This is a genomic window from Trichocoleus sp. ST-U1 (genome assembly GCF_039961835.1).
Classification (GTDB): Bacteria; Cyanobacteriota; Cyanobacteriia; order Cyanobacteriales; family FACHB-T130; genus FACHB-T130.
Genome location: NZ_JAMPJZ010000107.1, coordinates 1 through 15,702, shown reverse-complemented (window position 1 = coordinate 15,702; position 15,702 = coordinate 1). Strand labels below are relative to the sequence as shown.

Annotated in this window: 8 protein-coding genes and 1 pseudogene; 6 read left to right on the top strand and 3 right to left on the bottom strand. The window is 46.7% G+C overall.

The genetic code is table 11. From position 1 onward, the window contains the following. Positions 1-1,767 (top strand): ATP-binding protein (locus NDA06_RS23995; RefSeq protein WP_348251888.1); only part of this gene is annotated, 1,767 nt, incomplete at its 5' end. Positions 1,768-1,846: 79 nt separating this feature from the next. Beyond that, positions 1,847-2,920 (top strand): low specificity L-threonine aldolase, encoded by a 1,074-nt coding sequence (locus NDA06_RS23990; protein ID WP_190986554.1) that lies wholly within the window; start codon positions 1,847-1,849, stop codon positions 2,918-2,920. A 26-nt stretch (positions 2,921-2,946) separates the two neighbouring features. Here NDA06_RS23990 and NDA06_RS23985 read toward each other — a convergent pair whose 3' ends face one another. Then, positions 2,947-3,711 carry a class I SAM-dependent methyltransferase gene (locus NDA06_RS23985; RefSeq protein WP_190986553.1) on the bottom strand — a complete coding sequence of 255 codons (765 nt, stop codon included), beginning with the start codon at positions 3,709-3,711 and terminating at the stop codon, positions 2,947-2,949. Positions 3,712-3,888: 177 nt separating this feature from the next. After that, on the bottom strand, positions 3,889-5,211 hold the full coding sequence (locus NDA06_RS23980; protein ID WP_190410123.1) for a hemolysin family protein: 1,323 nt from the start codon (positions 5,209-5,211) through the stop codon (positions 3,889-3,891). Positions 5,212-5,492: 281 nt separating this feature from the next. Here NDA06_RS23980 and mfd point away from each other — a divergent pair. Together mfd and NDA06_RS23970 are read left to right on the top strand one after the other, a co-directional pair. Next, a pseudogene (gene mfd, locus NDA06_RS23975) lies at positions 5,493-8,990 on the top strand (transcription-repair coupling factor). 589 nt (positions 8,991-9,579) lie between these two features. Beyond that, complete coding sequence (locus tag NDA06_RS23970; protein WP_190410141.1) at positions 9,580-9,942, top strand: Mo-dependent nitrogenase C-terminal domain-containing protein; 363 nt, start codon at positions 9,580-9,582, stop codon at positions 9,940-9,942. Between the two features lie 303 nt (positions 9,943-10,245). On the opposite strand, the gene cobW is transcribed toward NDA06_RS23970, so the two are convergent. Beyond that, positions 10,246-11,295: a cobalamin biosynthesis protein CobW gene (gene cobW, locus NDA06_RS23965; protein WP_190986551.1), complete on the bottom strand. Its 1,050-nt coding sequence runs from the start codon at positions 11,293-11,295 to the stop codon at positions 10,246-10,248. A 758-nt stretch (positions 11,296-12,053) separates the two neighbouring features. Between cobW and NDA06_RS23960 the strand changes: the two genes are divergently transcribed. Both NDA06_RS23960 and NDA06_RS23955 read left to right on the top strand, forming a co-directional pair. Further along, positions 12,054-14,849 (top strand): DUF4157 domain-containing protein, encoded by a 2,796-nt coding sequence (locus tag NDA06_RS23960; protein ID WP_190986550.1) that lies wholly within the window; start codon positions 12,054-12,056, stop codon positions 14,847-14,849. Positions 14,850-14,851: 2 nt separating this feature from the next. Further along, entirely contained in the window at positions 14,852-15,319 is a 468-nt protein-coding gene (locus NDA06_RS23955) for a YbjN domain-containing protein (RefSeq protein ID WP_190986549.1), read from the top strand. Positions 15,320-15,702: the final 383 nt, after the last annotated feature.

Here is a 15,702-nt window from a genome sequence, read left to right as displayed (position 1 = left end):
CTTATTTTGTCTTTGATTCACTTCAGCCTGAAGCGCGATGCTGTCACGCTCATAATTGGCGTGGCAATGTTTTGCGCGGGGTGCATGGACACCTTTCATGCTTTAGCCGCCGACCGATTGAGCCAGGGGATAGCAGATAGCCAAAACCTAATTCCTTTGACTTGGGCAGTCTGCCGATTTTTTAATGCTTTGATTCTGCTGGGAGGCGCGGGAATTTTTCTGGCGACGAAACCAGGAAAGTGGAAGGGAGGCGCGGGTTTTGTTGCGAGCGCTAGTGTATCTTTTGCTGTTGCTTCTTATACAATTGTCTATTTCTGTACCCATAGTGCCATACCGGCAACTATTTTCCCGAACGCGCTTGTCACTCGTCCTTGGGATGTCCCTCCCCTCTTATTGTTTATCTTTGCAGGTATTTTTGTTTTTCCTCGCTTTTATGATGCTTATCCCAGCCATTTTTCTTTAGGGCTAGCGATTAGCGTGATTCCCCAAATTGCCGTTCAACTCCACATGGCTTTTGGGTCAACTGCATTATTCGACAACCATTTTAATATTGCCCATTTTCTCAAAATTATTGCTTACCTCGTCCCATTTATTGGCTTGAGTTCGGAGTATATTTATACTCTTCACGAAGAAGCTTTAACCGTTGACAAATTAGAAGCCACACAAAAAATATTATTAGATAAAACCAAGCAGTTAGAACTGATTAATCTTGAGCTGCAAAAACAAATCGCTGAGCGTCAGCAAGTAGAAGAGGAGTTGCACCGCTCCAATGTTGAGCTTGAAAGGAGAGTTGAGGAACGAACAGCAGAAATTAGACAGACCAACGATCTGTTATTGCTTGAAGTTTCTGAGCGCAAGCAAAGTGAAAATCGTTATCGAGAAAAATCTCAAGAGCTAAAAAAGACTCTGCTTGACCTCCAGAAAACTCAAGCTCAACTGATTCAAACTGAAAAAATCTCCAGCCTCGGTCAATTAGTGGCTGGAGTTGCTCACGAAATAAATAATCCAATTAACTTTATTCACGGCAATATCAATTATGCCTGTGACTATGCGAATAGTTTGCTCTATTTGTTGCACCTTTATCAACAGCAATACCCCCCTACACCTGAAATTGACCAAGAAATTGAAGCAAGTGACCTTGATTTTATTATTGAAGATTTGCCAAAGTTACTAAAATCAATGCACTTAGGAATTGAGAGAATTCGGGAAATTGTTCAGTCCTTACGTTCGTTTTCTCGCGTCGATCAAGCGGAAATGAAGCCGGTTGATATTCACGAAGGCATTGATAGCACCTTGCTAATCTTGCAGTATCGCCTGAAAGCGATCGCTGGCGGTCCCACGATCACCGTGACCAAAGAATATAGCGATTTGCCATTAGTTGAATGTTACGCGGGACAGTTGAATCAGGTGTTTATGAATCTGCTGAGTAACGCGATTGATGCACTAGAAGAGTCAGTCGCTAAGGAGGAAATATTTTGTCTTTTACCCAGTATTAAAATTAGCACCGCTGTTGAAGACGAAAAGCTAGCGGTGATTCGCATTGCCGACAACGGCCCAGGCATGACAGAAGAAGTCCGTTCTCATCTATTCGATGCCTTTTTCACAACGAAACCAGTCGGGAAAGGTACCGGCTTAGGGCTATCGATTAGTTATCAGATTGTAGTAGAAAAACATAGTGGCAGTATGGAGTGTATTTCTGCACCCGGAGAGGGGGCAGAGTTCGTCATTAAGATTCCGATTTCGCAGAACAAGATATCGCAACTCTAAATGATTCCAGAAGTCGAGGATCTATGTCGGTAGAGGCGATTAGCATAGAGTTGAGTATTGAGAAACGCGAGACGAACAGATGAACTTTTGTAGCGACAATGTCACCGGGATTTCGCCGGAAATTATGGCAGCGATCGCTGCCGCTAATCAGGGTACCACCATGCCTTATGGTGATGATGAATATACCCAGCGATTGTCAGCCCGGTTCAAGGAATTGTTTGAGACAGATGTAACCGTTTTCCCCGTCGCCACGGGTTCTGCTGCCAATGCCCTCGCCCTGTCTGTTATTACGCCCCCTTTTGGGGCGATTTACTGCCATCGCCAATCTCATATCAACCTGGATGAATGCGGGGCACCCGAATTTTATACTGGTGGCGCGAAGCTAGTGACACTGGATGGCGCAGATGGCAAGATTCACGCCGCTGACTTGGCTGCTGTGCTGGCAAAATCGGGCGCTGGCGTCGTCCATCACGTACAGCCTGCGGCTGTAAGCTTGACTCAAGCAACGGAGGCTGGAACGATCTATCAGCCAGAGGAAATTTCCCAGATTGCCGAAATTGCCCATACCCACAATTTGGGTTTACACATGGATGGTGCCCGTTTTGCGAATGCGGTGGTTAGCTTGGGTTGTTCTCCGGCGGATATCACTTGGCGGGTTGGGGTTGATGTACTATCGTTTGGAGCGACTAAAAATGGTGCGATGGCAGCAGAAGCCGTCGTCTTTTTTAATCAAGATTTGGCAAAAACTTTCGCCTATCGTCGCAAGCGCAGCGGGCATCTCTTTTCAAAGATGCGGTTTTTATCTGCCCAGTTAGAAGCTTACATCAAAGATGATTTATGGCTAAAAAATGCTGCCCATGCTAACCAGATGGCTAAGAAATTAGCGCACGAGCTAACAGCACTACCAGGAATGAACCTGTGCTACCTGGTTGCAGCAAATGAAATTTTTATTCAGTTGCCGGAGGAAGTTATCCAAGGGCTTCTTGCCGATGGTTTCCAATTTTATCCCTGGGAGGGGGAATATTCATCAACCGTCCGATTAGTAACAGCTTTTAACACTAAAGAAGAGGATGTTACTGCCTTTATCGAGGCGGCACGGGCACACTGCAACGTGGTTTCTTCACCTCTAGTTTCCACCTTCAATTTTCAGTAGGGAAGGGCAAAATTTCTTTCCCTAGTTTATGATTTTGTTCCCCGCAGGAGAGCCGAGTATTCGCAAAATGAACGCTGCGGCGCACCCACAATAGAGAATACCGATTTTGCTTGTGAAGAAGCATTATCCAGTAATATTTCCAGTTCTTGAACTGCTTCTGGTGGTGTCTGCTGTCGTGCTGTCCAATCTGCAAAATCAATCGGTAGGTGCCACTGTTGCATCGCGGTGAAGGGCATCCCAATACTTTCGCCAGCCGCTTGCCACTCCGATATCATCCAATCCCAACTATGAGAAGGATCGCGTAGTTTCTCCACCTGATTGATAAACTCTGCCAGTGCAATATCTTCCGGCGAAATAATGTCCACAACCAGGAACTTTCCACCCGGTTTAAGCACTCGAAAAACCTCACTCAGCGCGGGTGCCAAGCTGGGGAAGTGATGAGCGACATAGCGGCAAGTCACAATATCAAACTGCTCATCTAGAAAGGGGAGTGCTGTAGCATTGGCTTCCTGAAAATGCACGTTATTTAAGCCTCTTGCCATTGCTTGCCGCGATGCCTCCGCTAACATTTTCTGGCTTAAGTCGATGCCAATCACTTCGCGGACATGGGGGGCGAAAGCAAACCCCGTATGTCCTGCCGCACACCCTACATCAAGTACACTCATCTCTGCTGTTGGTTCACCTGCCTGCACCATCAGCTCCAGATCGTGCCCTTGTGCGAAAATGGGTGATGTACTGTAGGCATTTGCGGCGCGGTCAAATTGCTCTCGGATTGCTTCTTCTGGCTGCATTTTTGGCTCCTAAAATAGGTGTGGACAGGATGGCAATTCGGTGGAATTAGTGTTTTTAGCTCTAAGCCAATCGGATTGAGAAGCGATCGCTTTCTGTGTCAACATCAACGCACGATGCAGGCAATGCCGATAACACGCAAAGCGTTAAAACACGCTCAACCCAGCAATTTCAGCATCTCAATCGCCAGACTCGGAATCAGCGGCGTCTCTAGAGACGGGCATCACCAGCACCTTATCAACGCGATTGCCATCCATATCCATCACTTCAAAACGCCAACTACCCAGATGAAAATGGTCGGCAGCCGTAGGAATTTTCCCTAAATGGGTAATCATAAAACCGCCCATTGTGTGATAGTTTCCTTTTTGCGTTCCCGGCAATTCCTCAATATCTAATATTTCAAAAAACTCTTCCACCGACAACATTCCATCAATCAACCAGGAACCATCTTCGCGTTGTACGGCTGGAGGAGATGTTGTACTATCGATTTCTACATCACCAACGATTTCTACTAAGATGTCGTTGAGCGTAACTACTCCCTGAGTGACGCCGTATTCATCTACAACCAGCGCCATGTGAGTGCCGGTTTGCTTGAATAATTCTAGAACTTTCAGCCCTCCGGTACTTTCAGGCACAAATACCGGCTGTTTCAACGAGAGCGTCAGGTCAAGCTGTTGTCCGGACAGACAGCGCCCTAATAGGTCAGTCACGGGAATGATGCCCAAAACATTATCCAGTGCCCCCTGACAAACGGGAAATCGGGAATAGGCGCTGTTTATAATCTTGCGTTGATTTTCTTCCTGGGAGTCTTCTAGGTCAAGCCAGACAATATCCGGTCGGGGTGTCATTAACGCACTCACGGGTCGGTCTCCCAGGCGAAACACTCGTTCCACCATGTCTTGTTCTGCTTCCTCAAAGGTTCCCGCCTCCGTGGCTTGCTCGATTAAGGCTGTAATATCGTGTTCGGTGATTTCACCATCGGTAGACGGTCTGATGCCCAACAGCCGCACCATCATATCGGTGGAGGTACTCAATAGATAAACAACCGGGGCGGCAATAGTAGCCAACATCCGCATCGGGATAGCAACAGATGAAGCAATCCGTTCTGGATAGTTTAAAGCCAGGCGCTTGGGCACCAGTTCGCCAATAATCAGTGTCAGATAGGTGATGATCAGGATGGCGATCGCTGATGCGATCGCGTTTTTATACGGAGCGATCCAGGCAATCAACCCTAATAGAGGGGTAAGGCTTTTGGCGATAGTTCTTTCGCCGAAAGCACCGGAGATAATTGCTAGGAGGGTTATCCCCACCTGAACAATCGCCAAAAACTGATTCGGGGAATTCGCCAGTTCCAAGGCAGCGCGTGCTTTGACATCCCCTTGGTTAGCCAGCTGTTGCAGCCTCACCTTCCTAGCCGAGACGATAGCTAACTCTGACATCACAAAGATGCCATTGGCAACGATCAGTAGCAAAACAATCAGAAATTCGGTAGTAGGGGTCATTTGTCAATGTGTCAGTAATATCGGCGAACGGTGCCTTAGATGGAAGTAGGGGCGATACCCGAAGTTGGATGGTTAGAAAACCAGAGAACCAATGTGCCCACCCCGATATCAAAAGCTGGGGTTCCCCAAAAAAGCAGTAGCTATAGAGAAAGTAGCATTTTGTGTAAAGCAGAAATCTATCGGTAGAGCAGTCTCGATTTGAACTGCCTTCTAAAATGATGGAAGTAGGGAGGTATACTCCTGCCTTTTTGTCAGAACGAATTAAGCATTTCCTCCAACTGATGGCATTTTCTTCTATTATTCGTGCCCTAGGGCGATCGCCTCTCACGACAGAACTCCTTTCTAAGCTCGACCAACAACGGTATCTACAGCTCAACGGTATTCCCCGTTTGCCAAAGGGATTGGTGGCTTCTGCCCTCGCGCAAGCCCAAGGACAGAATTTGTTCGTGGTGTGTGCCACCCTGGAGGAAGTCAGCCGCTGTTGCGCTCAACTGGAAGCAATGGGTTGGCAGACGGTACATTTTTATCCGACTTCTGAAGCATCGCCCTACGAGCCATTCGATCCGGAATCGGAGATGACTTGGGGACAGATGCAGGTCTTGGCAGATTTAGTCAGGACTGAGGTAAAAGGAAATCCTCAGTCTTCCACAAAGATGGCGGTTGTGGCGACGGAACGGGCGCTACAACTTCATTTGCCGCCTCCTGAAGCTTTTAAGCCTTTCTGCATCACCCTGGAACGCGGACAGAGTTGGGATTTAGATGCCTTTAGCAAGAAGGTGGCGACTCTGGGATACGAACGGGTGCCTCTGGTGGAAATGGAGGGGCAATGGAGTCGGCGCGGGGATATTATCGATGTGTTCCCGGTGTCGGCTGAGTTGCCGGTGCGTTTGGAATGGTTCGGGGATGAACTGGATCAGATGCGGGAGTTCGATCCGGCGACGCAGCGATCGCTTGATAAGATTGAGCGGCTGGTGTTGACTCCGACTGATTTTAGTCCGATTGTTCGGGCGGCGTTAGAAGATACGAACCGCCAAAACGCCAAGGTCGCGAAGGAAGAGAGGGAAGAGAGGGAAGAAGAACCAGAGAAGAGTACGCGGCGGTTGTTGGGGGTGGCTTTTGAGAAACCGGCTTCTTTGTTGGATTATTTGCCGGAAAATACGCTGATTGCGATTGATGAGCCGGAGCAATGTCGCGCCCATAGCGATCGCTGGGTGGAACACGCTGAAGAACAATGGGCAATTGCGAATAGGAAGGAGGAATTACCCAAAATTCACCGCAATTTTGATGAATCTTTAGCGGCGGCGGAACGCTTTAAGCGGCTGTATTTATCAGAATTGGTTGAGTCCTCAGTCCTCAATCCTCAGTCCTCCGCACTCAATCTGGCTAGTCGTCCGGTTCCGGTAACGCCGCATCAGTTTGCTAAAATTGCGGAAACTTTGCGAAACGAGCGCGATCGCAGTTTCTCGATCTGGATCGTTTCTGCACAGCCTTCCCGTTCTGTATCGTTGCTCCAAGAACACGATTGTCCGGCGCAATTTGTCCCCAATCCCCACGATTATCCGGCGATTGACAAGTTGCAAATCCAAAAGACGCCGGTGGCGGTAAAATACTCCGGGATCGCGGAACTGGAAGGATTTATCCTACCGACTTTCCGGTTGGTGGTGGTGACAGACAGGGAGTTTTTCGGACAGCATTCTCTGGCAAGTCCCAGCTATATCCGCAAGCGTCGTCGGGCGGCGTCTAAGCAAGTCGATCCCAACAAGTTGCGCCCCGGTGATTATGTGGTTCACAGAAATCACGGGGTTGGTAAGTTTCTCAGGCTGGAAAGTCTGACGGTTAATAACGAAACCCGCGAGTATTTGGTAGTGCAGTATGCGGATGGTTTGCTGCGAGTGGTAGCAGATCAGGTGGGTGCGATGTCTCGGTTTCGTGCCACGGAAGGGAAACCGCCGGAACTCAATAGAATGTCCGGGAAGGCGTGGGAATCGACTAAGAATAAAGTCCGCAAGGCGATTAAGAAATTGGCGGTGGACTTGCTGAAGTTGTATGCTCAGCGATCGCAACAACAAGGTTTCGTTTATCCACCGGATTCGCCGTGGCAAGAAGAATTAGAAGATTCTTTCCCCTATCAACCGACGCCGGATCAGTTGAAGGCGGTGCAGGATGTGAAGCGGGAAATGGAAAGCGATCGCCCGATGGATCGGTTGGTGTGCGGGGATGTCGGTTTCGGCAAGACGGAAGTCGCCATCCGCGCCATATTTAAAGCGATTACCGCCGGGAAGCAAGTTGCCTTCCTCGCCCCAACGACGATTCTGACTCAACAGCACTACCACACCCTAAAAGAGCGTTTCGCCCCCTACCCAATTGAGGTGGGTTTACTCAACCGCTTCCGCAGTGCTGAGGAACGCCGCAATATTATCAAACGACTGGCAACGGGTGAATTAGATGTCGTCGTTGGCACTCACCAACTCTTAAGTAAGGAAATTCGTTTCCGCGATTTAGGGTTGTTGGTGGTGGATGAAGAACAGCGATTTGGCGTTAACCAGAAGGAAAAAATCAAATCTCTGAGAACGCAGTTGGATGTGCTGACTCTTTCCGCCACCCCGATTCCCCGAACCCTTTATATGTCATTGTCGGGAATCCGCGAAATGAGTTTGATTACTACGCCGCCACCGTCTCGGCGTCCGATTAAAACTCACCTGGCATCATACGATCCCTAAGCGATTCGCACGGCGATTCGCCAAGAACTCGACCGGGGGGGACAGGTGTTTTATGTCGTCCCGCGAGTCGAGGGAATTGAAGAAACGGCTACAAAGCTGCGAGAAATGGTGCCAGGAACCAGACTAGCGATCGCTCACGGTCAATTAGACGAATCTGAGTTAGAAGCGACGATGCTTGCCTTCAGCGCTGGCGAAGCGGATATCCTTGTCTGTACCACGATTATTGAATCCGGCTTAGATATCCCCAGAGTCAACACGATCCTGATTGAAGATGCCCATAAATTTGGTCTATCCCAGCTATACCAATTGCGCGGACGGGTGGGACGTGCTGGCATCCAAGCTCACGCATGGCTATTTTATCCCAAGCACAAGGCGCTCTCAGATGCCGCACGGCAACGGTTACGAGCCATTCAGGAATTCACCCAATTGGGTTCTGGCTATCAACTTGCCACGCGCGATATGGAAATTCGGGGCGTCGGTAACTTATTGGGTGCGGAACAATCGGGACAGATGGATGCCATTGGTTTCGATCTTTATATGGAAATGTTGGAGGAAGCGATTCGCGAAATTCGCGGACAGGAAATTCCCCAAGTTGACGATACGCAGATTGACTTGCAGCTGACGGCGTTTATCCCCGCGGACTACATCACCGATTTGGATCAAAAGATGAGCGCTTACCGTGCAGTGGCTGCGGCGAATTCTAAGGAAGAATTAGTGAGTATTGCCGCAGAATGGAGCGATCGCTACGGGAGTATCCCTAAATCAGCAACTCAGTTGCTGCGGGTAATGGAACTGAAACAACTGGCGAAAAAACTCGGCTTCAGCCGGATTAAACCAGAAAGCAAACAACACGTTATCCTAGAGACACCGATGGAGGAACCCGCCTGGAACCTGCTCAAAGATAATCTGCCAGAACACCTGAAAACTCGCTTTGTCTACACCTCCGGTAAAGTCACCGTTCGTGGTTTGGGCGTCTTGCCTGCCGAGCAGCAGACGGAACATCTGATTACTTGGTTGGGTAAGATGCAAGGGGCACTCCCAGAACCAGCACTCGTCTAATTTACATATCAGTACTGACAGCTCGGTTTGCAGCGTCGAAGAGTTGAAATTTGTCTTTAAGTTTGTCTGCTATTAGATCGGGCAAATCGGTAGTGTCAAAACCTCTTCCTGTCTCCCTGCAAATTTTTTGTTATTTTTGCTACCAATCCTCTATCAATCTCAGGAAAGATAATGAACAAATTGCACTCAAAAAAATTACCTCGTTGGGTACTTCCGCTTTGACTGAATACTTAGTTTTAATGTAATTAATGAATGCAGTACAGCCAAGCTAACTCTGTAATTCTCCTAGATCAGAATTATCGGGACATTTGTTTAACTTATCTAATTCTGTTCTTCTGAAATTGGCTTGGGCTAGCATTTCATGATTTTAATCAGTCGAGAAATAAACTAAATTCAGTCTCTAAGCAATCCCAGCTTAGGTATTTCGACGTGGCATTTGTTTAATTGGTGATTATTTCATCAAATCTTTAAAAATCCTGATAGAATTTGTTCGTAGTTTTATGAAACATTTCTTTAGGGTTTGTATCTTGGAAATAGGGATGAGCAAATACTCAAGCAATTGGAAAACACAAGGGTGAACCTAATGAGTATGATCTGCACAGACAAACAGCCGAATACCCTAGAAAGTATTGCACTCGCTTCAGCAGAAAGCGTACAAGCAGCTAAAGTCGTTCGCTCGCCTAAAAAGCAGCAATTCGATATCCTGCGCCCACTCCGTCAATGGCTGGACGGAATTGCGATTTCTGACCGTCAGATGGCTGAGCTTCTCGCAAAGGCGATTCCGGCACAGTGCCCCTTTGAGCGTGATATCAAGCTATTTGGTCACAAAGTAGGACATATTCCTCCGTTGTGCAAACTGAATCCGTTTTATGACCAACTGGTAGGATTGCGTTTTCGGGCGCTTTGTTATCTAGTCGATCAATGTGGTGTGGATATCCAGTCCTACATCTAGAAAAAACTAGAGCAAATTGTGCTAAGGCAAGCATACGCTTTCTGGCGATCGCCAGATGACGGTAAAGGTAAAGGTTCAGCATCAGCCGAGTCAATCGCATCTCACCCAGTTGGGCGTCTCCGCTAGACCCATTTGGATGAAAGAAGTTTCCGAATTTTCCTAAACCTACGACGATCCGGAAACTTGCTAGTTTTTAGAAGAGGATGTCACTGTAACGCCGGAAGATGGAAGGCTAGTGCAAAAGGCCAAAGGCGACTTGAGTAACTCCCGCCAGGATGCCTTGCACTTGCAAGATGAAAGATTTTAGCCAGGTAACGCTGCCAACTGCAACTCAATTTCATCGGGATTGAGCTTCTGACCAATAAAGACTAACTGAGTTTGCCGGGTTTCCTGTGGTTGCCAAGGACGGTCATAAAATTGATCGAATCTCGTTCCCACTCCTTGCAATACCAGCCGCATCGCTTTGTTGGGAACTGCCACAAATCCCTTGATTCGATAAATTTCCTGTTGTTGCACCAACGCTTCCAACTGTTCTTGCAGCTTCTGGGGATCGAAAGTACGGTTTAAAATCACCTGAGTTGAGGTAATTTCTTCGTCGTGATCGTGGTCTTCTTCAGTGTCGTGATGACTGGGACGATTATCTAAGTTGTCTTCTACGGCACTCTGGAAGCCCAGGAGAACCTCCGGATCTAATTTTCCGCGATCGCTCGGTACCATCTTGACAGCACGAGACAGTTCTCGTTCAACCAACTTCACGACCTCAGCTTGCTGCGTAGCATTCACCAGATCGGTTTTATTCAACACCACCAAATCGGCACACGCCAGCTGATCTTCAAAAAGTTCTTGCAATGGGGTTTCGTGTTCCAGATTAAGATCTTCCTGGCGCTGTGCGTCCACCGCTTCGGGATCGCTGGCAAAGGTTCCCGCCGCCACCGCTTCGCAATCCACGACGGTAATCACAGCATCTACCGTTGCTGCGTTGCGAATTTCAGGCCAGCGAAATGCCTTGACCAGCGGCTTTGGTAACGCCAATCCCGATGTCTCCACTAAAATGCAGTCGAGACTATCTCTGCGCTTCAGCAGTTCTAGCATCGTCGGCAAAAATTCTTCCTGAACCGTACAGCACAAGCAACCATTGGTTAATTCAACAATGTTGCTGGTGCTGTCGGCTTCTTCTTCTGGACAGTAGCCACAAGAACGCAGCAATTCGCCATCAATCCCCAGTTCGCCAAACTCGTTGACTAAAACAGCGATGCGGCGTCCTTGATTGTTCTGTAGCAGGTGGCGAATCAGAGTTGTTTTACCACTCCCTAAAAATCCGGTGATAACAGTGACGGGAATTTTGGTAGCCATTGTTTGAAAAGTGTTGAGTTTTGAGTTTTGAATTAATCATTCAGTACCAAGGCAGCAAGGGTGTATCTCCGTTTCTTTACAAGTGCCTTGTATACACGATTGACTATTCTAGGCTGAAAGCTGAAATTTAGGTGGATGGCGCGCTCGCATCTAAATTCTGGATGTCTTTCCCTGTAAGAATCTCATTATTAGATAAATATTAAAACTAAATGCTTGAACCCCTTGTGTAGCAGCTATTTCAAAAATAAGAGACGTTTTCCGTACTACCTTGACAGGCAATCGGCTGGCTCTTTTGGCGACGTGAGTCTATTAACAACAAATAAAATACAGTTATCTCCATCAGCCGGTGCAAGGTGAGTGCATTCCCCTTCACAGGCTTAAAGATAGTTGATGGCGAATACAGGTGGCTCTATATTAGCTCCAGCTTTTTCCCTCAGCATTCAGTAAGCGATCGCTCCAATTCTAAATACTCGCTTTTAGCCGCTTGCCGCCTATGTTTCATCATCACCACTTCTCCTGCACCGCTGGTACAGAAGCGTCATTCAAGCCAATGATTTTTACTTGTTTTCACGAAAAAATGTTGAAAATTTGTATACATAGCTACTTAATTTTTTAATTCAAAGAAAGATATTGAGGTTATTATTTTTACTTATTTTGATGAGAAAATATTAATATTCATGCACATGAATACTCAATCCATTTATCTAAAGATATTATTGAAAAAATTCCTGACACTGGCACGTAGAGGTCAATAATTTATGGCTTACGAACGAGTCTCCAAACGCTCCTCTGGGAATTCTCACATCCATAAAAAAGATTCTCGCTGGACTACCCCTGCGATGCCAGTGCAAGCTAAACCAGTTTCTGCGTCGCCACAAGAGCAGGAACTACCAAGTTACACTCCACTACCCGCTAATTGGGCGACTAATAATAACTTGATGCGGAGTCTGTCAGGGGCGGGAGTAGTCCAGCGTCAGGAAGAGTTGGGCAAAGAGGAGCTAGAACCGATTCAGGCGAAACTTACCATTGGTCAGCCCGGAGATAAATATGAGCAGGAAGCTGACCAAACATCACAGCAAGTCGTAAATCAGATTAACGCACCAGTTTCCCAGCAATCATCTCAAGGTGAGACTCTCCAGCGTGAGGAGATGCCCGAAGATGAAGAACTTCAGATGAAACCCGCATCCGGTACTCTCCAGCGTGAGGAGATGCCTGAAGATGAAGATGAAGAACTTCAGATGAAACCCGCATCTAGCACTCTCCAGCGTGAGGAGATGCCCGAAGATGAAGAACTTCAGATGCAGCGTAAATCAGATAGCAACCCAATGGCGGCTACACCTGACTTGGAAGCATCTATTCAACAAGCTAAAGGTGGTGGGCAACCGCTTGCAGACAATATCCGAGAACCGATGGAACAGGCATTTGGGGCTGACTTCAGTGGCGTCAACATCCATACAGATGCTCAATCTGACCAACTGAATCAATCCATTCAGGCGAAGGCGTTTACGACAGGTCAAGATGTTTTCTTTCGGCAAGGGGCATACGATCCTGGAAGCCGCGGGGGTCAGGAGTTAATTGCTCATGAGTTGACTCATGTGGTGCAGCAGTCTGGCAGCAGTTTGGAATTCAACCAAAAAGACAGTTCAGAAATCCAGCGCCAGGAAGCATCGGGTGAACAGGAGATGGAACCAGTTCAGCGATCGCCTCATGGAGTTCCTCAAGTTCAAGCTGATCTGGAAAATCAATTGAATAGCAGTAAGGATACACAAAGTCCGCTGTTGAATGCCAATGATGCTTTGACTACCCACGGACTGACCCATATCGTGCAGCAGACCGGCACCTCATCTACTCTTCAACGAGAGTACGATACATCTGCACATCTACCAACTTCAGCTAGTCTGACCACTGATTTTCAGTCCAAAAAACAAATGGGGCGGGCGAAATTCTGGCGCTTGGGTAAGGCAAATGCTGACCTTGAAAAAGTTTTTGGAGCTTTAAATGAGTACCAGGGGTATTTAAATGGGTACGAAATTATTGGCCCTACTGATTTTGAACTAGAAAACCAGGTAGAGAATTTGCAACGCAGTCTCAGGGGCGTGATTTCAACCAGTGAGCGTTATGCTCGCAAACGCCCTAGTGGGAAGAAAACTCCCCAGATCAAGGAGCTAGGAATTCTAGCAACCGACATATTAAAAAAGCTGACTGTAATCGGCAGCAACCCCACTAAATATCTAGGGCTGGCATGGAAAAAAATGCTGGTGGTGAGTGGTGGCGACTTAACCGAGTTTCAACAGAAGATTGACCTTGTAGCCAATCACGTAAGCGAATTTGAAGCTGATGAGACTGCAATTAACCAAGGCGTAAAACAACTAGACCCTGAAATAGCCGCAGCGATCGAAAAAACCAATAAAGGAATTAAAACAGGTAAAAATGAACAGGGTGAACCTGTAGACATTAGACAAATCGGAGGTATTGCACATCACGAGAAGGGAGCTTTATCAGGTTCGTATCTAGTCCCCGATGGGTTCTTCAAACCGTTCTCCCAATCTCCTGTTAGAAACAATGCAGGGCTGGCAGCAGGCTATCAGAATTTTCGGGAAGTGCTTGCTTATAAGATATCTAAGTATATTGAAGGCTTATTTAAGGAGCTTGGGATTGATCGAGATCTCGGCGTTGCAAAAACGGGTTTTGCCGCCTTGAGCAGTGAAAAATTCGCCGAGGGAGGCAAAAGTTGGAATGCGAAAATGGCGAAAAACGGAGCAAAAGCAGTCCCTAAAGCAGAAATGCCAGAACAAGTTGGCATTTGGCAAGAGCGGTTAGATATTAGTGAAGGAGCCTTTGCGAGAAATATTGATTTAGAGCATGTCGATCCTCTAAAAACTCAAAGGCAAGTTCAGCAAATTGCGTTTTTTGACTTAATGACTGGCAATTACGATCGACACGGTGGTAACTTAGCCTTTGACAGAGCCGGTAATCTGCGACCCATTGATCATGGAGAGATCCTGCCTAATTTTGACCTGTATGAGGAGCATAATTGTGAAAAAAAAGAAGGGGAAGGTGGCATAGAAAGCAAGTTTGCCTGGTCTAGAACAGGCGCTTCGCGGAAAATTTTTTCGGATGATTTTCGATACCTTGTTGAGGCGATAGATCCAGGAAAAGTAATTTCAGATTTGAAGAAGATCGCTGCACAAACTAGTTTGGCACTGGGGGTAGAAAAGCTCACCCATAGAGTGATTAGTGAAGAGTCTTGGCAGATCATGCATCTACACTTAGTGGCTCTTAAGGAAGGGATTATGGCAGGGCTTTCGCCGCAACAATTAGCTATAATTTTCGCAAAGGGTTATTCTGCAACTAGAGACGAACAGGGCGAGATGTATCAAACTATGGTTAAACTCAATAAAAATCATGGTATTGAGCGCAAAAATCGCACCCAAAGCAATGAGTTTACACAGAAAGAACTTGAGGAAGCTGAGGAAAAAGTAAAACAAGCCATTCAAAATGGAAAAAAACGCCTTCGTCCAGATAATCAGCCAGATCCTAACGCTAAGGATTAATTATGGAACCGATTTTTGAAACGATTGTTGCGTTTTTTCAGAAGGATGGATGGCAGGTTGAACCAGACTTTAATGACTGGAGTTTAATGACGAACTTCCAAGGAGCGCATGGACAATGGCGTTGCTACGGAGTACTTCAAGAATCACCGAAGCAGTTTGTATTTTACTCAATCTGTCCGATCATAGTAGCAAGTGAAAATCGTCTCGCTATGGCTGATTTTTTAACTAGAGCGAACTACAATTTGCTCGTGGGCAACTTTGAGATGGATTTTGAAGATGGCGAAATTCGTTATAAAACTAGCATTAATTTTGAGGGGAGCCAATTAGATCATGCCTTATTGAAGCAGTTGGCTTATATCAACGTGGTGATGATGAATCAATACCTGCCAGGAATCATAGCCGTTCTTAATGACAACGTGCCCCCCGCTGATGCAATTTCTCAAATCGAACGGCAAACCGTGAACTTGTAAACCAAGAGAAATTTATTGCAAAAACTACTCTTGTAAATTTTCCATCGCACCATGCTCATGAATTGGTGATGCTCTGAAGAGTAGGAGGCGTTACTAAATTAAAGTATGATTATGTTAAATAAAAATTTGCAAAGAAGAATTAACCAAGGACTTTTTGGATAAGTTATAAGTCACTGGGTGAAGATAAACGCAACTCACACTCGTGCTTCGTAGTTCATAGTTCGCAAGTAATTTTCTATTCCTCGATGAACTATGAACCGTTTCATTACTTAACGTGAGTTCGGGATAAGGAGGGGTGGAACAGATACAGTTGAAAGTACCTAATTCTCAACGCATCTCACCACCCCATGCTTAGTTTAGAATCCTTGTTTTGTCATGTCGAT